The sequence below is a fragment of the Alphaproteobacteria bacterium genome (genome assembly GCA_019635875.1).
In the GTDB taxonomy this organism is placed as follows: domain Bacteria; phylum Pseudomonadota; class Alphaproteobacteria; order Reyranellales; family Reyranellaceae; genus JAFAZJ01.
This window is the reverse complement of sequence record JAHBYP010000013.1, coordinates 1-20701: the sequence shown is the minus strand read 5'-3', so window position 1 is coordinate 20701 and position 20701 is coordinate 1. Positions and strand designations below refer to the sequence as shown.

The 20701-nt window shown below is 68.0% G+C and carries 11 protein-coding genes; all 11 read right to left on the bottom strand.

From position 1 onward, the window contains the following. Positions 1-8: 8 nt before the first annotated feature. Positions 9-1823 carry a type VI secretion system baseplate subunit TssF gene (gene tssF / locus KF889_29030; protein ID MBX3503504.1) on the bottom strand — a complete coding sequence of 605 codons (1815 nt, stop codon included), beginning with the start codon at positions 1821-1823 and terminating at the stop codon, positions 9-11. Between the two features lie 7 nt (positions 1824-1830). Beyond that, positions 1831-2319 carry a type VI secretion system baseplate subunit TssE gene (gene tssE, locus KF889_29025; protein ID MBX3503503.1) on the bottom strand — a complete coding sequence of 163 codons (489 nt, stop codon included), beginning with the start codon at positions 2317-2319 and terminating at the stop codon, positions 1831-1833. Between the two features lie 21 nt (positions 2320-2340). Further along, entirely contained in the window at positions 2341-3153 is an 813-nt protein-coding gene (locus KF889_29020) for a tetratricopeptide repeat protein (GenBank protein MBX3503502.1), read from the bottom strand. Between the two features lie 32 nt (positions 3154-3185). Then, positions 3186-4739 (bottom strand): type VI secretion system contractile sheath large subunit, encoded by a 1554-nt coding sequence (tssC, locus tag KF889_29015; protein ID MBX3503501.1) that lies wholly within the window; start codon positions 4737-4739, stop codon positions 3186-3188. Positions 4740-4749: 10 nt separating this feature from the next. Further along, the gene (gene tssC, locus KF889_29010; protein ID MBX3503500.1) at positions 4750-6234 is read right to left on the bottom strand and encodes a type VI secretion system contractile sheath large subunit; all 1485 of its coding nucleotides are present in this window, start codon (positions 6232-6234) and stop codon (positions 4750-4752) included. 2 nt (positions 6235-6236) lie between these two features. Further along, positions 6237-6749, bottom strand: coding sequence for a type VI secretion system contractile sheath small subunit (gene tssB / locus KF889_29005; protein MBX3503499.1), 513 nt, complete (start codon positions 6747-6749; stop codon positions 6237-6239). A gap of 80 nt (positions 6750-6829) precedes the next feature. Beyond that, a complete protein-coding gene (gene tssA, locus KF889_29000) occupies positions 6830-7969 on the bottom strand; it encodes a type VI secretion system protein TssA (GenBank protein MBX3503498.1) in 1140 nt (379 codons plus the stop codon). Between the two features lie 9 nt (positions 7970-7978). After that, positions 7979-8650: an OmpA family protein gene (locus tag KF889_28995; GenBank protein MBX3503497.1), complete on the bottom strand. Its 672-nt coding sequence runs from the start codon at positions 8648-8650 to the stop codon at positions 7979-7981. A gap of 58 nt (positions 8651-8708) precedes the next feature. Next, positions 8709-9422, bottom strand: a complete 714-nt coding sequence (locus KF889_28990) for an OmpA family protein (GenBank protein ID MBX3503496.1) — start codon at positions 9420-9422, stop codon at positions 8709-8711. 134 nt (positions 9423-9556) lie between these two features. After that, complete coding sequence (locus KF889_28985; GenBank protein MBX3503495.1) at positions 9557-12619, bottom strand: CHAT domain-containing protein; 3063 nt, start codon at positions 12617-12619, stop codon at positions 9557-9559. Next, positions 12616-20535, bottom strand: a complete 7920-nt coding sequence (locus tag KF889_28980) for an S-layer family protein (protein ID MBX3503494.1) — start codon at positions 20533-20535, stop codon at positions 12616-12618. Before KF889_28980 ends, KF889_28985 begins: the two co-directional genes overlap by 4 nt. Positions 20536-20701: the final 166 nt, after the last annotated feature.

The following is a 20701-nucleotide window of genomic DNA, read 5'->3' as shown; positions in this document are numbered from 1 at the left end:
GCGCTCGATCAGAGGAGGGTCTTCTCGCCCGTCCGGGGAGGCCATGCGGCAAGGACTCCGGTGCGGCCCGACAGACGCGCGGTCAGCCGGGTGAAGGTGTTGACGGCAACGTAGAGACCGAAGAAATGCTCGAGCACGCAGGCCATCAGGTAAGCGCCGCCCGGCGGGTAGTTCTGCGGATCGAGCAGCACCTCGACGTCGAGGCCCTGGGTGATCGCCGTCGAGCGGCCCAGCACGATGCGCGCCAGGCCGCGCCGGCTGGTGACGGAACGCACGCCGTCGATCAGGCGGCGAGTCTCGAGCCCCTGCCCCCAGTCATACAGCCTGAGGATCTCGCGCAGCGCCTCGCCGCCATCCTCACCGCCGGCCATGGACAGATGGTTGAGCGAAAGGTGCGACAGCAGGCGCCACATGCGGCCATTGCCAAGCGGCGGCCGCCGCGTCGGGCTGAAGATGCTCGCCATGTAGGCCCGACGCACCGACGGCGAGGGCGACACCAGATCGAGCGGTACCTGGCCGCCCACCGACGGGATGCGCGCAAGCAGGTCGCGGTTGAAGCACAGCGTGTCGACCGAAAGCGTCCAGTTGGCCGGCGCCCCGGCGTCGGCGTCGCGGTCGAGCAATGAGATGAAGAGCTCGTTGCCCTTGTCGCGCGCGCTTGCCGCCTGCCGCCGGGAAACGTGCCAGAAGCGCACCTCGCCTCCGGCGTCATGACGCAACCCGAAGAACGGTTCGAAGGGGTACTGGTTGCCGTCGACATCGGTCGCGCCCACCTTCTCGACCATGTAGACCTCGAGCGCGTCGGGCCGGCGCGCGTCGGGGACTATGCGGTGCTCGAAGGCCGTGCCGTCGAGCCGGATCGGCTCGGCGCGCAGGGGAAACAGATTCACCACGGGCACGCAGCCGGTGGAAATGTCCGCCGTGGTCACGCCGCGCTCGAGGTCGGCGTCGGTGTCGGCAAGGTAGAGGTAGATGCTCAGCTCGCGGCCGGCGCCGGCCAGCATGCGCGCCGACACGCCGTTGATCTCGAAGAAGAGGAACTTCTGCGGTAGCGCGAAGTACTCGGTGAGCAGCCGATAGCCGACGAAGGAACGTGATGGGTACGGAAGGATCGAGTCTTCACGCGAGAAGCCGACAGGGGTCAGCGCCGAAGGTGGCAGGAAGACCGTGTTGGGCTCGTCCGGCTGCTCGCAGACCGCAATGCCCAGCAGCCGATTGCGCAGCAGCTCGTAGAGCGGCAGCGATCGGGCACCGGCGGCGCCGAGATAGAAGCGGATCGGATCGGGCTGCAGGTCGCCGAAGGTGGCGCCCTCGTTGGTGGTCGAGAGACGAATGTGCAGCACCGACAGCGCGCCTTGGGCACGCGGATTGACAGGCGCGCGGAACGGCCGGCCCTGCAGGCCGACCTGAGTCACCTCGAACGGCCACAGGGTCAGCGCCTGCGTCGTGCGCAGGCGGCAGCGCTCGCCGTCGATCGCGCCGGTTTCCAGCTCGGTCCCGCGCGCGATCTCATAGGGCTCGCTGAGCGCCGGCGACGCTTCGAGCCGCGCGATGCCCATGGGCGGCACCGGCGCCAGGTAGTGCGGATAGAGCGCGTTGAGAACCGCCTCGGTCAGCTCGGGGAACTCGTCCTCGAGCTTCAGCCGCACGCGCGCATTGAGCAGCGCCACCGCCTCGATTAGGCGCTCGACATGCGGGTCGTCGGCCATCTCCGGGCCGATACGCAGGCGCCCGGCGACCTTGGGATGCGCGTCGGCGAACTGTCCGGCCTGACGGCGAAGGAACTCGAGTTCGCGATTGTAGAGGGGAAGGACGTCGTCCACAGCGCGCTCAGCGTCCGGTGGCGACGTCGACCCGACGCGTCGTCGGCTCGAGCGCGGTGTCGAAGCTGACCGGCTCCGGCGCCGGGTCGGCCGATAGCAGCGCGTCGATCCGGAAGCGCGCCGAACGGTCGAGCCGGTCACCCTTCTCCGGCAGCGTCACCCGCACCATCGACAGCCTGGGCTCAAAGCGGCGGATCGCCGCCTCGATCTGCCGGCATACCTGGAGGCGCCAGTTGCCGCCCTGGATTGACGTGATCGAAAAGTCGGGAATGCCGTAGCCGACAACCGATTCGTCGATCTCGCCGAACACGTCGGGCCACCCGCGGCACCGCTCGCGCGTGTTGAGAAGCGCCTCTACGTCACGGCGCACACCCTCACGCAGCTTGTCGAGCGCCTCGGTCGGCGTCGGCGGCAGCTCGACCTGATTCTCGGGATCTTCGTCGATCAGCCGGTCCAGGAGGGAAAGCAGCGCACGTGGGGTGTCCTTGTCGTTCATGGACACGGTACTGGATCCTCGTCAGGCACTCGCGGACTCGAAATCGACCTCCGACAGCTCGTCGATGCCGACACCGTCTTCGCCGACGACGAACAGGCGCAGGCCGACGCCGCGCACTACCTCGCCCTCGCCGCCTTGCCAGTCCGTGGCGCGACCGAGTCGCAGCGCCGTCGCCTCGGGACCGGCCGGAATCGTCGGATAGGTGGCGGGAATGTAGACGACGCCCTCGGGCCCGTCACGCACCTCGACCGCCGCCGGCCGCCACAGCAGGTCGCGCGGCCGCGCCGATTTCTCGAAGCGGATCGACACGACCTTGTGCATCGGCACCCAGAAGTACTTTCCGGTGACCGAGATCACCTCGAGGATGCCGGCGCTGAGGTCGTCGGCGTCGCGGAAGTCGTCGAAAGGCTTGTCGCCGTCGCGCCTGCCGGCGACCTTGACGCGCAGCTCCTCGGCCTCGGCGAGGATCTCGCTGGCCCGCTTGCTGTCGCCCTCGCGCAACGCCAGCAGCGCCTGCAGGCTGGCGGCGACGAAGCCGTCGGGCTCGGTCACGACGTCGGGCGCCCGGCCCTTCTCGAAGACCTCCTGGCGCGCGATGGCTCCGCGGATCACCTGGCGTGTCTGCGCCACGGCGACGGCGAGCTTGGTGTTCTGCGTGCCGATGATGTCGAGCTGGCGATCGGCCTTGTCGAAGGCACCGGCGAAGCACTGGAAGTCGGCGAGCAACGCGCGCGCCTCGGCATCGTTGGGATTGTCGCGCACCTGGGCGGTAGCCGCCTCGATCGCGCCGTCGAGATTGCCGTCGCGGAATAGAGCCCTTGCGTCCGTCGCCATGCGGTCCCCCTCAAATTCGGTCGGTCAGCCGGTCACGCCGCGTTCTGCGTGCGTATCGTGCTGACGAGATTGAAATTCGCGCCGATCTCGTCGAGCTGGAATTGCGGCTGCAGCCGCGCCACGACGGCGAAGCTGCCGGGCTTTCCCACCAGTTCCGTGACCTCGATATCCGCATCGCGCAGCGGATACCTTGCCTTGACCTCGAGCGGGGCCTCGTCGTTGGTCTGCGTGTAGGTCTGCAGCCACTTCACCAGCTTGTTGCGACACTCGTCGGCGGTGCGGAAGCTGCCGACCTCGTCGCGCGCCATCACCTTGATGAAATGCGCGAAGCGCGAGACGCAGAGAATCTGCTGCAGCATCGAGGACAGCTTGGCGTTCATTCGCGCCGCCGCCTTGTCGTAGCGCGGCGGCTGCCAGGATGACTGGTTGGAGTGGAAGGCGGCGAACGCCGTGAGCCGCGCCGGCACCAGCGGGATGAAACCGACGTCGGAGAATTCCTTCTCCTGCCGCTCGGTGAGTTGGATCTCCACCGGCACGCGGATGCCCACGCCCGGCCGGTCGGTGGTGAACCAGGGCGTCGGCATGTCGTCGACCAGCCCGCCGCCGGTCAGGTCGCGACCGGCGCCACGGATGTCGGCGAACCATCCATAGGTCGCGAAGGAGCGCACGACCACGGCGCCGAAGGCGTAGGCCGCAGAGCCCCACAGCCAGGCACGGCCGCTGCGCAGATGCGTCGTCTCGTTGTACACGAAGCCGTCGGCGCGGCTGCCGTCGTTGCGGTAGGGCTTGCGCATCAGCACGCGCGGCAGCACGAAGCCGAGGTAGCGCGCGTCCTCGGTCGACGAACAGAAGCCGCGCCACGCCGTGAACTCGGTACGCTGGAACAGCGCGCCGAGGTCGATGGTCGACACCAGCTCGCGAAAGCCATCGACGCCGAACAGCGCCGGCGAGCAGCCGAGCACCGTCGGCGTGTGCGCCGCGCCGACGGCGCTCGACAGGCCGCGCAGGGTGGCGATGTCGCGCGGGTGCTTGGACGGCTCGTAGTCGGCGATGATCAGGCCGTAGGGTATGCCGCCGGGCGTGTCGAATTCCTGGGTGTAGACCTTGTCGAAGATCTGGCTCTGATCGAACTCCAGCGCGCGGTCGATGTCGCGCGTCAGCTCCATCCAGGTCATGTTGAGGATCTTGATGCGGATCCACTTGGAGCCGTCGGCGGTACGGATCAACCACATCACGCCGCGCCACGAGGCCTCGAGACGCTGGACCTTGGGGTGATGCAGGATCTCGTCGACCTGGGCCGACATCATGCGATCGATGGCCGCGATCAGCCGGTCGATGGCGCGACGCGTCCACGCGTTGCGATCGTCGAGCTCGGCCTGCGTCAGGGCCGGAACGGACGGCGCCTCCGCAACCGGCTCTTCGGCCGGCGGCGGAGGCGCCTGGTCGTGGGATACGTCGGACGGTGTCGGCGCCGCGGCGCCGGCTACATCGGTAGCCGACGTCGGGAGATCGAGGCCGAGTTCCGCCAGCGAAATACCGGTGGGTCCGGTATCCGCGGAAGGCGGAACCTCGTCGGGCGCGGCCACGCCCCCTCCGTCACTTGGCCTGCGCCGGGATGCGCGCGACCATTCGCAGCGACGCCGTCAGCTCTTCCATCTGCAGCCACGGACGCAGATGCGCCACGGCCGAGTAGGAGCCCGGCGAGCCCGGGACCTCGACCACCGTCACGCGGGCCTCGCGCAGCGGGTACTTGGCCTTGGTCTCCTGGCCGGCGTCCGGGTTGGAGTTGACGTAGTTGCTGATCCAGCGGTTCAGCCACTTCTCGACGTCGCCGCGCTCCATGAAGGAGCCGACCTTGTCGCGGCCCATGATCTTCAGGTAGTGGGCGAAGCGCGACGACGCCATGATGTACGGCAGGCGCGCCGAGATGGCGGCGTTCTCCGTCGCCTCGGGGCGGTCGTACTTCTGCGGCTTGTGCACCGTCTGCGCGCCGAAGAACACGGCGTAGTCGGTGTTCTTGTAGTGCGACAGCGGCATGAAGCCGAGATCCGACAGCTCCTTCTCGCGCCGGTCGGTGATCGCGAACTCGGTCGGGCACTTCTGGTCGAAGTCGCCGTCGTCGCTCTCGAACACGTGGCTCGGCAGGCCTTCCACCTTGCCGCCGCCCTCGGCGCCGCGGATGGCGGTGCACCAGCCGTACTGCGAGAAGGCGTTGGTCAGGCGCTGGGCGTAGACGAAGGCGGAGTTCATCCAGCAATAGTGGTCGTGCGACAGCGCGCGGCCAGGCTCGCCCTCCTCGTAGTCGAACTCCTCGATCGGCTTGGTGTCCTTGCCGTACGGCACGCGGGCGAGCGCGCGCGGCATGGTCAGGCACAGGAAGCGCGAGTCCTCGCTCTCGCGCAGGCCGCGCCAGCCGATGTACTTGCCGCCCTCGAAGCCCTTCTTGAGGTCGCGGACCTCCTTGAGGTCGCGGAAGTCGCCCACGTCGAACATCTTGGCGCTGGCCGAGGAGATGAACGGCGCGAACGAGGCCGCGGCGACGCCGGCAAGGCCGCGCAGCAGCTCGATGTCGTCCGGATGGTTGGAGAACTCGAAATCGCCGACCATGCAGCCGTACGGCTCGCCGCCCGGCGTGCCGAACTCGTTCTCATAGATCTTCTTGAACAGCATGCTCTGGTCGAACTCGGTCGCCTTGGCGAAGTCGTTCAGCAGCTGCCGCTTGGTGATGTTGAGAACACGGATCTTCATGTTCTCGCCGGTCTCGCTGTTCATCACGAGGTAGTTGAGACCGCGCCACGTTCCCTCGAGCTTGAGGAACTTCTCGTGGTGCATGATCTCGGCGAGCTGCTTGGAGATCTTGCCATCGATCATCTCGATGGCCTTGGTGATGGTCTGCGCCAGGTTGCGGCTGAACTTCACCGTGCCGGCCATCGCCTGCTCGGTAAGAGCCTTCAGCAGGTCCTGGGCCTCGTTGGCGTCGGTCTGCTTGGTGGCGCCAATCGCCTGGTCGAGCAACGAGAAGCCTTCGGCCTCGGTCGTCGTTGCGCCGGCTTGTGCCTGGGTCGAGGTTTCGGCGGCCATACTCAGCCCTCCTTCTTGTTACGGGCTTCGATTTCGGAGTGCAGCTTCTTCACCGCCTCCTCATCGGCCAGGATCTTCTCGAGCATCTGCTCGAGGTTCTCCGAACGGTCGGCCTTGGCCAGCAGATCGCGCAGCTTGTCGCGAGTCTCCTTCAGGCGCTTCAGCGGCTCGACCTGGTTGACGATCCGGTTGGGCTCGAAATCGTCCATCGAGTTGAACTTCAGGTTGACGGCCATCTCCGAGCCATCGTCCTGAAGCTTGTTGGCGACGCGCATGTTCGCGCCCGGCGACATCGTCGACATGATCTTGTTGAAGTTGTCGCGATCGATCTGGACGAACTTGCGATCGCGCAGCTCCGGCAGCTTCGCCGTCGGATCGCCCGAGAAATCGCCCGTCACGCCGACGACGAACGGCAGTTCCTTGACCACCATTGCGCCTTCGGTCTCGACCTCGTACTTGATGTGCACGCGCGGCTTGCGCACCCGATCAAGCTTTTTCTGTACCGATTCAGCCATGATCGCACCTCTCCCGTGTCCCGTGGAACCCTAGCACATATCCGAGCCGCGACGCGAGGACAGGCGACGCGGCGGTACTGTCATTTCTTGGCTTTCGCGTCGGCGGCCGGCGGCGGCTCCGGCGGCCTGATACCGGCTATCTGCAGCATCTTGCGGCGCGCGTCGGCGTCAGGCAAGAGCTCTGCCAGCAGGTCGGGCAAGGACATGCGCGCCCGGTCGATGGTCGCATCGAGCGCGTAGGAAACCGGCGATTGCGGCTCGTACTCGCGGAAGTACTTTGCCACCGCCGCGAGCATGTCGAGCGCCTGCTCGCGCGTCGCGAAGGTGCCGGGCCGGGCAAAATTGGCCTGGGCGCCGCCCGGCGCGCCGTCGGCCGCCGCCGCGGCGTCGCCTTCGGCCGCCGCCGGGCCGCCCGTGGGCGGCGGATCGACCAGGGAGCCGGCCACCAGCTTGACCATCTTCTCGAGGTCGACCAGCAGCTCCGACAACGGGCCCAGCATGGGCGCGTCGTCGTTCATCTTGCCGTCCAGGAATTTGTTGATCCGCTGCCAGTTCGCGATGGTGCCCCTGATGTGCACGCCCAACGGCTGGTAGTAGGGCCGCCCGCCGGCCCGCGCCGCGGCTTCCGCCTCGCCAAGCCCGGCCTTGTCCTTCTGCATCCGCTGAAGCTCGTCCAGCGGCAGCGGCCCCTTGTCACCCGCCGGCGGGGTCACGGGCGTACGCCTGATCGGCGCGACCAACGTCTTGTTGAGGCGATCGAAATTGAAGCCCTTGGCCGTCGGGTCGTCAGGGTCGACGCTGTAGTTGACGTCTTCCCAGTATTTCTCGAGCGTTTCGGCGGCGAGGACCAGCCCGGCGTGCAGGCCGGCGAAGTCCTCGAGCCGGACGAGCGCCTCGATCAGCCATTCGATGATCTCAAGATCCTTGCTCTTCTCGCGCAGGATCGCTTCGCATTTTTCCTGGACTTGACCCCATGCCTGCATGGCGCGCTCGCGCGCCTCGTCGGCGCGCGGATCGGCGGAGAGCTCCAGGTTCAGCCAGTCCTTCTCGGCGGCATTGGCAACGCCGCGCACATTCCGCACGTCGTAGTAAGGCGACGTCGCCGAGTCGTCGTCGCGCGGATTCGCCCCAGTCGGCTTGTCTCCGGGAATCGGAGCCAGCAGCGCCGGGACATCAATTACCAGCTCTACCTTTGCGCCCTGCGCTGCTTCGCCCGCCATGCACCGGCCTCAGGTTCCGACGTTGAGAATCTGCACCCGTCGATTGCGCGGATCAGCCGGCTGGTTCGGCACGGAAAGCTTCGTGCGGCCCAGCCCGACGCTTTCCAGGCGCGCGCGGTCGATGGCGTGACGGGTTGCGAGATACTCGACAACCGCCCGCGCGCGACGCTGCGACAGGTCCATGTTGTAGTCGTCGGCACCGACCGCGTCGGTGTGGCCCTCGATGATGAAGCGGTCGCTGGGATTGCGCTTCAGCACGTCCGCCAGGTCGTCGAGCAGCCGGCTCGCCGCCGCGGTCAGCCGATCGGAGTCGAACTCGAAGAGGATCGGCAGCGACAGCGAATACGGCGCCGACCGCGTCGGCGGCGCCCGATCGACCGGCGGCGCGGCGCCGGCAGCCGGCGCGACCGTGCCGGGCGCCGGCGCGGCGGTACCCGGCTGCCCGCCGGCCGGCGGCTTGGCTGCGCCTGAATCGGGTTTGCCGATCACCACCCGGCCGCGCGTCGCGGTGCCGGCGCCACCGGCGCCGCCGCACTCGGCGGGAATGTTGCGGCCGATGGCGATGTGCATCTGGCAGCGGTCAATGCGCTGCTGCGCCTCCGCCGGCAGAGCGATGACGACACCCGACAGCGCACACAGCGCAGCCGACAGACCGAGGCGCCTGGCACCCATCCTCGTCATGGCATACCCCCCAGTACGCGCCGTGCGCCGGTTCAGGCCGGCGCAGCGGCTCAAGACCTCACGAACCAGTCGGCAGGACCTGCACGCGGCGATTGCGGCCGTTCAACGGATCGCCCGGCAACAGCAGCTGCGCGCTACCGGCGCCGCGGGCCACGAAACGATCGCGCGGCAGACCATGTGCCGTGGTGAGGTATTCGATCACCGACTGCGCCCGGCGCTCTGACAGGGCGCGATTGTACTCGACGCCGCCGGCGGCATCGGTATGGCCTTCGATGACGTAGCGGTCGTTCGGGTTGTATTTGAAGACCTCGGCCAGCTGGTCGACGATCTTCTTGGCGGCGGGCGTCAGCTGGTCGGAGTCGAGGGCGAAGGGAACCTGCAGGCCAAGGCCACGCGGAGCGGGCGCCGCCGTGGCGGGCGCCGCGGCCGGTGCAGCAGGCACAGCCGCCGGAGCTGCGGCCGGGGCAGCCGCCGCCGGCGCGCTCGTCGTCGGCGCGGCGGCTGGAGCAGCGGCCGGCGCCGCCGCAGGTTTAGCGGCACCGCTGCTGGGTGCGCCAATAACGACGCGGCCGCGTGTGGCGCCGCCGGTGGCGGGCCCGGTACCGCCGCATTCCGGCGGCAGGGCTCGACCGAGCGCCTTGAACATGTCGCAGCGCCCGACCCGACCGGTGGTGCCGTCCACCACCTGAGCCTGCGCCTGCAGGGCGATCGACACCCCGCCCAAGAACATTGTCGCGGCGATCGCGCCCGCGAGTTGAATCCGTCGAAGCATATGCTCCTCCCTGCCGGGACGTAGGTCCGGGACCGCTGAAAGCACATTAACAGTTCTGCCGCGTCGCCCGCAACAGAAAACTGAGTATTCGCTCAGGCTACTCGCGATTCCTCCGCATGGCTCGACACCATGAGTCAGGATTGCGGCGCCCCTGTGTTGCCAGCGAACACAAAGGGCGCCCAGAAGAACGGGTGTGCCCACTCCGCCGGATCCTGGCCCTTGCCGGCGCCATCCAGCATTTCGAGCTGGGCGGTACGCAGCACCGCAGCAGCGCTGCCGCCCTTACCGACGGTCACCAGCACGTTGATCATCATCAGGGTTGTCGACTCGTCGGCGACGCTCCAGTGCGAGGCCATCAGGCCGCGCGTTCCCGCGGTGAAGAAGGATCGCGCCAGACCGGAGAATGCCTCGCCCGCACTCTTGCCGTCAGGTCCCGCGGTGTTGCAGGCCGAGAGCACCACCATGTCGGCGTCCAGCCGAAGCGCGGCGAGATCGGCGGCAGTGATCATCGCTTCCGGTCCGGTTCCCTGCCCGGTCAGGATCACCGGCTGCTGCAGGCAGCGAAGCTCGGACGGCAGCAGCGCGTGCGCGGCGAGGTGGATGATCTTGTAGCGCTCGAGCTGGCCCTTCAGGACAGAGGTCTTGCTGAAGGCGCGGCCCAGATGCATGCCGCCGGGTCCGACGCCGAGCTGCTTGGCGGTGAGTTGCACCTCACCCTCGGCCAGCGGCAACACCGGCAGCGAGGCGAGTTCGCGCGCGTCCGCGTCGCAGCGTTGGCCGGCTGTGAGCGACTGCGCACGCGACGCCGCCACCAGCTGGCTGGCCGCCCCGATCGACAGCGGCTGGAAGCCGCCGAAGCCGACATATGCGCTGGGCGCCTTCGACTGAGCCGCCTGCTTGCGCAGAAGCACCAACGATTGGGGCGCTGGCACGTAGGACATGGCGAACCACTTGGCCAGCCACTCGACCTTCTTGTAGTCGGTGTACTCCTCGATCGCCGGCGGCGGTGCCGTGACCAGCAGGTTGAACGGCAGGGACTGAAGCGCGCCGTTGGTGGTGATGACCAGCGCCTTCAGCGTCTTGAGGTGATGCTGGCCGGGTCCCAGCACACGCTTGAACAGGTCGTGCGACAGCGCGACGTCGTACTTGGGCAGCTGGCCCTGCGCATCGGGAGTGAAGGCGCCGCGCAACTTGCCGACGATCTCCTCAGCCGTCTCCAGGTTGAGATTGACCGGCCAGGCGTTGACGCGCCCGCTATGCGCCAGCATGGCGTAGCCGCGGGTGGCGCCGAGCACGATGTGCAGGAATCCCTCCTGCGGCCGCAGCACGCCCAGCACGTCGCGCGAGCCAGCCTGGCCCTCCACGAGCTGGAAGTAGTTGGGCAGCGTCTTGCGCACCTCTTCCTCGGCCGCCGCCCGCTGCTGCTGGACGTCGCCGATCTGCGCATCGATCGCCGCGAGAGTCGCGGCGTCGGCGTTGCGGTTGGCGGCGATGTCGCGGCGTTGGTAGAGGTCGGTGACGCGGGTGGTGAGGTCCTGCAGCACACGCACGTTCTCGTTGCCGTCGCCCAGCCGCAACGCCGCCTGGGCGACGAAGCTCGCGGTGATGCCCGACGTGACGAGCTGCGCCGCGTCGAACATCTCGGCATGCAGCGAGACGCCGGTGGCGGTCACCGCCGATTGCGAGCGGCGCCAGGCGGCGTCGAGATAGGGCATCGCCGTCTCGACGGAGACCGTGTTCTGACGTTCGCGCAGGATCGCCGCGCCGCGGCGGAACTCCGACAACGCGCCGGGCACGTTGCCGCGCTTGAGCTGGATATTGCCGCTCTCGAGAAAGGTCTTGCCGGCGGGCTGCGAGGACGGCAGCGCCTTGCTCAGGCCGCGTGCGGAATCGCCAAGATCGGCGCTAGCGGTGCCGAGCTTGTCCTGTCGAGCGGCACCCAGTCCGGCCACGCGCACGGCGCGCCAGCGCACGCCGCCGGGGTCGATGCCGACCGCCTCGAGCAGCGCGATCGCCTTGTTGGCATGCGCCCGGCTGGCGTTGTTGTCGCCGGTGGTCAGCGCGAGGATCGCGCGCAGCCGCAGGATCTCGGACATGCCCTGCGCGGCGAGCTGGGTGATCGGGCTGATGCCGATATTGCTCGGCACCGCCGACGTGGTGCTGCGCGGATCGACGAAGCGCTGGCCGCGCACGCCGAAGCCGATCGCCGGCGCGCGGCGGTCCTGCTCCAGGTTCATCAACCGCGCAAGCTCGGGCGCGGCGGCGACGTAGGCGGCCTCGGCGAGATCGATGTTCCGGACCGCTTCGTTGCGCTTGCCCTGGTTGGCCAGATGCTGGCCGCTGTAGTGCACGATGCGCGCACGCGCCAGCGGATCCTTGACGCCGCCGGCCAGCTTCTCGGCGCGCTCGAACAGTGGATCGGCCTCGCGGAAACGACCCTGATTGCTGATCTGCAGGGCGAAGTGGATCAGCGCGTCGGCCTGGTCGGGATTGTCGCGGCCGAACAGCTTCTGATGCAGCACCAGAGCCTCGCGGAAGGATTCCTCGGCCTTGGCGTAGTTCTCCTCGATGTTGTGCCGGCCGCCGACGCGCATCAGCGTCTGGTAGCGGTCGATATCGCCGGAGCCGAAGCCGCCCTTGAAGCGTGCGTCGAGCCCGCCGGTGATCGTGCCGCCGCCGCGTGCCGCGGCGGCCGCCGGCTGGCCGCCGCCCAGCGCCGCGACGGTCGCCTCGATCGCCGGCGCGGCAGGCGCGATGCCGTCGGCCAGGAAAGTCTTGCCGCCGGCGGTCGTGAGCACACCAACATGGGGAACCCCACCGGCGCGTGTGCAGGGCACGACAATCGCGGGGTTGCCACCCAAGGTCGTTTGCCTCGGCGCCTCGCAGCGCGCGCGACCCTCCAGCGTCGCCTTCCAGCGCCCGGTGGTGGCGAGCGCGCGCAGGCCTTCGGCACCGGTCGTGCCCGGCATCTGATGGACCGTGGCAGAGAAGACGCGGGTCTTGCCGCAGAGGATCTCGTAGGTGGCCTGGGCGCCTATGCCGGCGTCCGGCGCCGCCGGCCGGAAGACGCATGGCTCGCCGGCCGCGCTCTGGCCGGCGGGCGTGCCTTGCGGCGCCTGCGCCCCGGTGGCGCCGGCGAGCATCGAGGCCAGCCCGCCCAAGGCGGCGACCGTGAGGAAGCGGACCACGGATGTCATTGCGGCTTCCTCCCTTTGCGCTTCTCGTCCTCGCCCTCGTCATCACTCTCGAAGATCAGGTCTTCGTTGCCCTGATTGATGATGAAGATGCTCGAGTCGTCAAGCGGCGCGCCACCGACGCCGATAACGACGTCGTCGGTGCTCACCGAAGGCGCCGCGATCGGCGTCGTGAAGACGACGCAGTTGATGGTGCCGATCGGGCAGCTGTTGAACTGCTCGGTGGCGGTCGCCAGGCCGTCGTGGCGCACGAAGAACGCGGCCAGCGGACCAGCCGTCAGCGGCTCCGAGAACGGGTCGGTCACCGACCGCACCAGGTTGGGATCGACCGTGCGCACCGACGTCGTCAGATTGACCGTATTGCTCTGACCGTAGATGCCAAGCAAGCCGAAGGTCGAGCCACCGCCGCCCGCGGACTGGATGTTCGCAGCGCTGGCAAAGAAGTACACGGTGGAGTTGAGGCCGTTCAGCTCGCCGATCGTCGAGGTGCCGCCCGAGAGACTGCCGGGTGCCGGCAGCGGGCTGAAGCCCGTGCCGGGTGTCGGCACCGAGAACAGGCCGCCCGCAGCGACGCCAGGTGTGGCGCCGTAGAGCGCGATCGGCGACGCACCGGTATGATCGATGATCACCAGCTTCGCGCTGCTGATGTCGTTGCCGAGATTGCCTGCGGCGCCGCCAACGTCGATCGCGCCGGCGGTGCCGGTCGGCGTGCGACGATAGACGATCATGCCGTTGGCCGAGGACACCGGACCGTTGATGGCGAGCGTGCCGGAGGCGACGGCGAGGTCGACCACGAACGCCGTGCCACCACCGCCGGAATTGGCGGTGATGCCGGTCGCGGCGGCGACGATGCCGTCGCTGGCGAAGGTCACGTTGCTCACCGCGTAGCCCACGCTGTTCTGGAACAGGAAGCTGGTGAAGGCCGAGCCGGCGATGCCGGTCACGGTATTGGTCGCGCCGGTGAGATTGACCATGCCGCCGGTCGAGACCGCCAGCAGCGAGCCGCCGGTGATCGTGCCGTTGATGCCCTGGGTGAGATCGCCGGCACCGGTCTGCAGGCGGATCGTGCCGCCGCCGAACCCGGCGTTGATCGCCTCGCTGATCGTCAGCAGACCGCCCGCTGCCAGCGTGATGTCGCCGCCGGCGGTGGTGACGCCGGTCAGCGGCCCGATCGGCAGCACCGGCCCGAGGCCGGCACCATCCGCGCTGACGGTGCCGACGGTGAAGCCGTCCTTGTCCTGGTAACGGAACGCGCCCAGGGTCGTGCGGCCGGCGATGGTGTTGACGTCGTTGTTCACCGAGTTGGTCAAGGTCACGGTATTGGTGGCGTCGATCAGCAGGGCGTCGGCGGTAATGGTTCCCGTGGCGGTCTGGAAGACCTGGCCAGCCCCGGTCGTGGCCAGGCGCATCGTGCCCGCGCCGGCGTTGAGCGGGCTGAATATGACCATGTTGCCGTTGGTCAGGATCGCCATGTCGCCGTTGCTGGTGATGCCCGACGCCGCAGTCGTCAACGCGCCGGCGTCGGCGGCGACGTCGAAAATACCTGTGGCGTTGTTGGTCTGCAGACGGAAGCTGCCGCCGGACTTGCCGGCCACGAAAACGACGTTGTTGGCCACCGCCGCAAGGTTGACGGAACCCGCTGCCGCATTGGCCAGCAGGCTGTTGGCGGTGATCAGGCCGGCCGCGGCCTGGCTGATGTCGCCCTTCGAGGTCTGCAGCCGCACTATGGCGGTGCCGGCGTTCACTGCCTGGTCGACGGCGATGCCACCCGTCGCGCCGCCGGCGCCGGCCACGATCGTGATGTCCTGGTTGGTCGTGGTGATACCGTTGACAACCACGCCCGTGGAGTCGGTCAGGCTGCCGATGGTGACCGCCGTCTTGTCGACATAGGTGAAGGTGCCAGTTGACGACGAGCCGGCGATCGTGCCGGTGCCCACATCGTTGTTGGCGCCGTCGAGTGTGACATTTCCGCCGGCGCGCGCGATCAACGTCTTGGCCGTGATCGTCCCGGCACCGGCCTGGGTGATGGTCTGGCCGGCGGCCGTGGCATCGAGCTGGACCTGCCCGTTGACCGCCGACAGCGTGCTGGTCAGCGAGATGCTGCCCAGCACTGACGTCAGGGAGATGTCGCCGTTGGCCACGGTGATCGTGCCCGGCAAATTGAAGGTTGTCTGAGTCGTCAGGATCACGCCACCATCGGCGACGACCGGGTTGCTCAGCGTAAGATCGCCCACGCCGTCGAAGACCGTCAGCCGTCCGGCGCCGAGGTTGCTGTTGCCGACCGCGACGATGCTGTTACTGGTGTTGGTGAGCGTGGCGTCCTTGCCGGCGGTCGTGATGCGCAGCTCGTTGCCCAGGATGCGGCTTCCCGCCCCCGCGTCCTGCGTGATCACGCCAGTGTCGGAGATCAGCGAGACGAACTTGCCCGCGGCCGTCGACGCCGCGATGCCGTTGGCGGAGAAGCTGCCGCTGACGACCGCGAGAGGTCCGACCAGACCGATGTTGAGGTCGCCCTTGTTGCGGATCGTCACATTGGCGTTCGGCGAACTCACCACGGCGACGTTGCCGGTGATCAGGTTCTGCTGGTCGAACACGATGGAACCGGTCGAGGCAAACAACGCCAGGCCCGCGCCGGCGGTGATGATGCCCGTCGCGGTCTGGGTCAGGTCGCCGCTGCTGACGCCGATGAAGATTGCGCCGCCGGCCGTGACGCCGTTGGTGCCGCCCACGGAATCGATCTCCAGCCCGGTGTTGTTGAGGAACGCGACATAGCCGGTCGCCGCCGTGGCGGCGAAACCGCTGGCGCCGACCGAGTGGCCACCGGTCGACAGATCGACGTTGGTCGCGGCGTTGGCAAGGAACTCGGCGCCCGAGATCACGCCGCCGGCGCTGCCCTGGATGATCGAACCGGCCGTCGAGGTCAGGCTCACCCGCCCGCTCCCGGCATTCGCCGTGAGCGCCGCGGTGAAGGTGAGGTCACCTGTCGAATTCAGGGTCACGCTCTCGCCGGCCGCCGATGCCGTCACCGCCGACGACACCGTCAGCGTGGCACCGGCCTTGGTCACGTTGACCAAGATGCTGCCGGTCGTCGACGCAATGCCCGCGGTCGCCAGCGTGCCGATCGTCAGTGCGGAGCCGCCGCCGTCGGTGTAGGCGAAGTCGCCGTTCGACTGGCCGGCGATGGACGATACACTGTTGTTGGCCGCGCCGGTCGTCAGGTCCACGGCACCGCTGGTCGCATTCACCTGCAGCTGGCTGGCCGCGATGCCGCCCGTCACCGTCTGCGAGATGTCGCGATCCGAGGTCAGTGTGACGCGGCCTGCGCTGGCGCTCAGCAGGCCGTTCACCGACAGGTCGCTGGTGCCGCCGGTCGTCGTCAGGCTGATGCCGAAGGCCGCCGTGATGGCGTTGGCGGTCAGGCTCGTCGTCGTCGTGGCAGCGAAGCCGAAGAAGCCGTCGGTCGAGCCGCTGATCGCGCTGAAGTCGTTCGTGGCGGAGTTCAGGAACACGCCGATGAAGCCGCCGCCGGTGGCGTTGGCCGTGACGCTGTTGGCGGTGATCGTCGTGCCGCCGGCCTGCGACAGCGAGCCGCCGGACGTCGTGACCGTCAAGCTGTCGACGCCGACATTGCCGTTGATCGTCAGGCCGAGGGTGCCGTCGACCAGCGTCAAGGAGCCGGTGCCGAGCGTCACCGCGCCGAGATTGGTGATCGTATTGCTGGCGTTGTCGAGCGTAACCGTCGGGTTGGCCGCGCCGAGCTTGGAGATGATCAGCGTACCCGCCGACACCGCATCCGTGGAAAGTGCGCCCTGGGTGACATTGCCGCCGGTCGTCAGGGTCGCCGACGATGCGCCGGCCGTGCGGACGCCGAACGACGACGCGGTGAAGACGCCGACCGCCGAGTTGAAGGCGGAGATGCCGCCGAGGGCATAGTCCACCGTGTTGGTGAACGATACCGCGCCACCGGCATTGTCCAGGCGAACATTGCCGCTCACGACGTTCTGACCGGTGAGCGAAATGTCGTTCGTCGAGAAGTTCTGCGACTGCAGGTTCGTCGCCGTGATGACCGAGGCGCCGCCCTGCGTCGTGCCATCGCGGGAGAACAGGAAGACCGTGCCGGCTCCTGCGTCGATCGAGCCGTTGATCGTCAAGATCGAGCTCGTGCCGATGTTGGCGCCGACGGCAATGAAGCCGCCACCGCTCGACAGGTTTCCAGTCACCGTCAAATCGTGGTTGAAGTTGCGGACGATGATCTCGCCGCCCGCGGTGGTGATGTCGCCGACCGTCAGCGCCCCGGTACCGCCCTGGATAAAGAGGAAGTCGCCCGATGTCGTTGAGCCGGAGACCGTTCCGACGGCGACGCCGCCCCCGAACGCACCCAAAGCGACCGTTCCAGCAGCGGTAATGCTCAGCGCACCGGTGCCGCCGTCGACGGTCAGCACGCCGGTCTGCGACACGCCGGCCGTCGAGAACAGATTGAGCGTGGCGTTGCCGACCGTGCCCGCCGCCACCGTGATCGCGCCCGACGTCGTCGTGCCGGTAGACTGCTGGCCGATCGTCAGCGTGCTGGCGGAGGTCAGGAACGTCAGCTCGGTGCTGTCGATGACGAATCCGGCGCCCGCCGCACCGCCCACCCTCGTCGCCGTGCCCACTGTCACCGGCGCCAGGGTGATCGTGTCGGTGGCGTTGATGGCCGCGGAAATCTCGATGATGTCGGCGTGCAGCGCCACGCTGGCCGCGGTGATCGCGCCGCTGACGTTGAGCGTAAGCCCGGCGCCGATCTGGATTGTGAGCGTATCGCCGACCGTGACGCCGCCGGCACCGATGGTCACCGTGCTTGTGTCGGAAATCAGCGTGACGTCGCCGGTGACGGCTGTCGGCGCCGAGACCAGGGACGCGCCAGTGTTCAGCGCGTCCGACGACCGCAGGGTCACGCCGTTGTTGTTCGACGTGACCGCGCCGCCCAGGGTCAACTTGCCGGTGGTGGATCGCAGCGAGATGTCGCCGTCGGACGTGATCGCCGCCGAGGTCGTCAAGTCGCCGGCGGTATTGGTGATGTCGATACCGCCGTTGGCGGTGACCGTTCCGACGTCGAAGCCCGACGCCTGGGCCGTGGAAACCGTCAGCGCACCGCTGCCGAGATTGACGGTGCCGAGCGCGGCGATGTCGTTGCTCGCGCTGTCGATCGTGACGTCGCCGCCGTTGGTGGTCAGGTTCAATATCGGTGTGACGATCGCGCCGTCGGCGTCGGCTGCCTGGTTGATCGTGCCACCGGCGGCGTTGACCTGCAGCGTGACCGAGCTTCCCGCGTTGATGCCCGAGATGTTGTTCACCTTGCCGATGGTGAACGTGGCCGCGTTGCGGAACGATACGGAGCCATTGACGGCTTCGCCGGCGAAGACACTTACGTTGTTGACGTCGGCGGCACCGGTGTTGGCAGGCGCCAGGGTCACGCTCTTGGTGCTGGATTGAGCGCGAAGACCGTTGGCTGTGATGCCGGCATTGCTGTCGGCCTGGGTAATGTCGCCCTGGGCCTCCAGCGCGACCTCGCCCGAACCCACGTCGATCTTCGCGTTGACGTTGAGCTTGCTGGAGCTTGCGACAAGGGTGAGATCGGCATTGGTGACGGTAATCGCGCCACTGACGGTGACTTCGCCCAAACCGTCTGTGATGACGACGCTGCCGGCCGACGTGATCGGGCCGACGGTCGTGCCGCCCGCACGCGACTGCTTGAAGACGATGCCGCCGGTGCCGACGCCGCCTCCGGCTGTCGCGATGGTGCCGATATTGTGCGCCGCGGTCTGGATGCTGGCGCTGCCGCCCGCCCCGGTCTGCAGGGTCAGCGTGCCGGCGGTGATCGCCGCCGCCGTCGCGGTGATGGCATTGTCACCGTCGGCGGCCAACGCCAACGTATTGGCGCCGACACTGATCGCGCCGGTGACGACGAGATCGCCGCCAGACGTGGCCAGCGACACATTGCCATTCGACGTGATCGGTCCGACGTTCAGCCCGCCATCGCTGTCGCTGATCGAGTGCGCGCCGGTGCCCCACGTGCCTGAGCTCTGCACCGAGTCGATCAGGTTGCCGCCGTTGGTCAACGTGATCTGGCCGTTCGCACCCGTCGCGAGCGTCAGGGTCGGCGTGTCGATCAACTCGCTCTGCGTGATGACGGTGGCCGCGCCGGTCGTCGCAAGCGCCAGCGACGTCGTCGCCACGGCTCCGGTGACCTTGGCGTTGTTGCCGAGCTGCGCCACCTCGCCGACGTCGAGATTGCTGCTGGTCTTGTAGGCGACGGTGTCGGCGCCGGCGAAGGCGACCAGGCTGGTTGCGTTGGTCGCGGTGTCGAGCGCGATGTTGCCGCCGGTGACCGAGACCGCCAGGCCGCCGGCGCCGGCGGTGATCACGCCGGCGGCGGCCTGGGTGACCGAGCCCGCCAGCGTGCGGATCGATACGCCGTTGGTGGCGGTGATGCCGTCGAGCGCAGCCAACGCGCCGACCGCGGCGACCGAGCCGATCTGCACGTCGTTGGCTTCGAGCAGCGCGACGAAGCCCGCCGCGCTCGCCGCGAAGGTTCCGATGTCGTTGTCGGCGCCGGTCAGGTTGACATTGCCGGCGGTGGTGCGCACGGCCAGCGACGGCGCGGTGATCGCCTTGTCCTGGGTGATCGTGCCGCCGGCGCTAAGCTGCACCGTGCCGGTAGCGGTCAGGCCGACCAGCACACCCGACTCGCCGATCGAGAAACCGTTGCTCTCGAGGAAAGCAACACTTCCGACATTTCCGGTGAATGTCGCGACCGAACTGGTCGCAGCGCTGAGATCGACGGTGCCCGCCGAGGTCACACCGAGCGTGTCGGCGGTGATGACGCCCGCCGCCGTCTGCGTGATCGACGTGCCGCTGAGCCCTACAGCTCCGCCGGCGACGGTGATCTTTGCGTTGATCGCCAGCGTTCCCGCAGCGTTGAGGACGAGATCGCCGGCCGTGACATCGCCCGCCAACGTGATGTTGCCGGCGGTGTTGGTGGTGAAGCTCGCCGCGTTGGCGCCGGCGTCGAGCGCGTTGATCGTCAGACCGCCCTTGTGCACGACGGTGACCGTGTCGCCGATCGCTCCGGTGGCGTTGAACGAGGTGAAGACGTTGTCGGCGTTGTTGACGGTGACCGGGCCGCTGTTGGCTTCCACCGTCAGGCTAGTGCCGGTGACCACGCCGTTGAGGTTGATGCCGAGATTGCCCGAGGCCTTGACGGACACCGCGCCGGTGCCGCCGCTCACCGCACCGGTGCCGCCGACGCTCCTGCCGGCTGTGAGCGTCACCCCGGTGCCGGATATGGCGCCGCTGACCACGACATCCGACAAGACACCGGTTGCGGTGATGCTGACGCTGCCGGCACCGGCGTCGATTCCACCCGCGCCGATGGTGGTTATCTCTGTGCTGACGATCGTCACCGCGCCGCCAGCTGTCGAGGCGACGGTCGCGATGTTGAAGATATCGTTCGCGCTGTCGTTGATCGTGACGGCGCCATTGGAATTGAAGTTCAGGTTGGTGACGGCCACCTTCCCGGTCAGACTGACGCTGCCGCCGGCAATCGCGGCGTTGGTCATCAGATTGGTCACCGTGATGGCGCCGGTGCCAGTAATGCTGTGATCCGCCGCGGCGCCCGCCAGCGTCGCCGTGTCGAGGACAAGGCTCGAGGTCTTGCCGACAAACGGCGTGATCGAAATCGTCTTGCTGCCAAGGTCTATCTTGCCATGCGCCTGAAGCGTCCAGGTCACGTCCTGGTCGACAAGAACCGTGGCATTGACATTGGCCGCCAGCGTGATGTTGCCGTCGTCGGCACCGATAGCGACCGTCTGTGTCAGCACGCTGGTTCCGGCGGCCAACGAGGTTTCGATCGCCGTAACCTCGACGTTGCCCAACGTCATGTTCGTCGGGTCCATCAACCACAAACCCGCCACGCCCGCCGGCGCAGCCGCCGTCACCGATGCGCCGTCGAGAAGCGATAACGTGACTCTGCCGGACGTTTCGACGAAGCCGCCATTGCCGCCCATCGGACCGCCATTGGCCGTGACCGTCCCGCCGAACACCGTA

Excerpts from the sequence above, each read along its gene's own strand:
- tssA (MBX3503498.1), bottom strand. The coding sequence starts at position 7,969 with ATGGCGGGCGAAGCAGCGCAGGGCGCAAAGGTAGAGCTGGTAATTGAT.
- tssE (MBX3503503.1), bottom strand. The coding sequence starts at position 2,319 with ATGAACGACAAGGACACCCCACGTGCGCTGCTTTCCCTCCTGGACCGG.
- tssB (MBX3503499.1), bottom strand. The coding sequence starts at position 6,749 with ATGGCTGAATCGGTACAGAAAAAGCTTGATCGGGTGCGCAAGCCGCGC.
- KF889_29020 (MBX3503502.1), bottom strand. The coding sequence starts at position 3,153 with ATGGCGACGGACGCAAGGGCTCTATTCCGCGACGGCAATCTCGACGGC.
- KF889_28990 (MBX3503496.1), bottom strand. The coding sequence starts at position 9,422 with ATGCTTCGACGGATTCAACTCGCGGGCGCGATCGCCGCGACAATGTTC.
- KF889_28995 (MBX3503497.1), bottom strand. The coding sequence starts at position 8,650 with ATGACGAGGATGGGTGCCAGGCGCCTCGGTCTGTCGGCTGCGCTGTGT.
- KF889_28980 (MBX3503494.1), bottom strand. The coding sequence starts at position 20,535 with ATGACGTTGGGCAACGTCGAGGTTACGGCGATCGAAACCTCGTTGGCC.
- tssC (MBX3503500.1), bottom strand. The coding sequence starts at position 6,234 with ATGGCCGCCGAAACCTCGACCCAGGCACAAGCCGGCGCAACGACGACC.
- KF889_28985 (MBX3503495.1), bottom strand. The coding sequence starts at position 12,619 with ATGACATCCGTGGTCCGCTTCCTCACGGTCGCCGCCTTGGGCGGGCTG.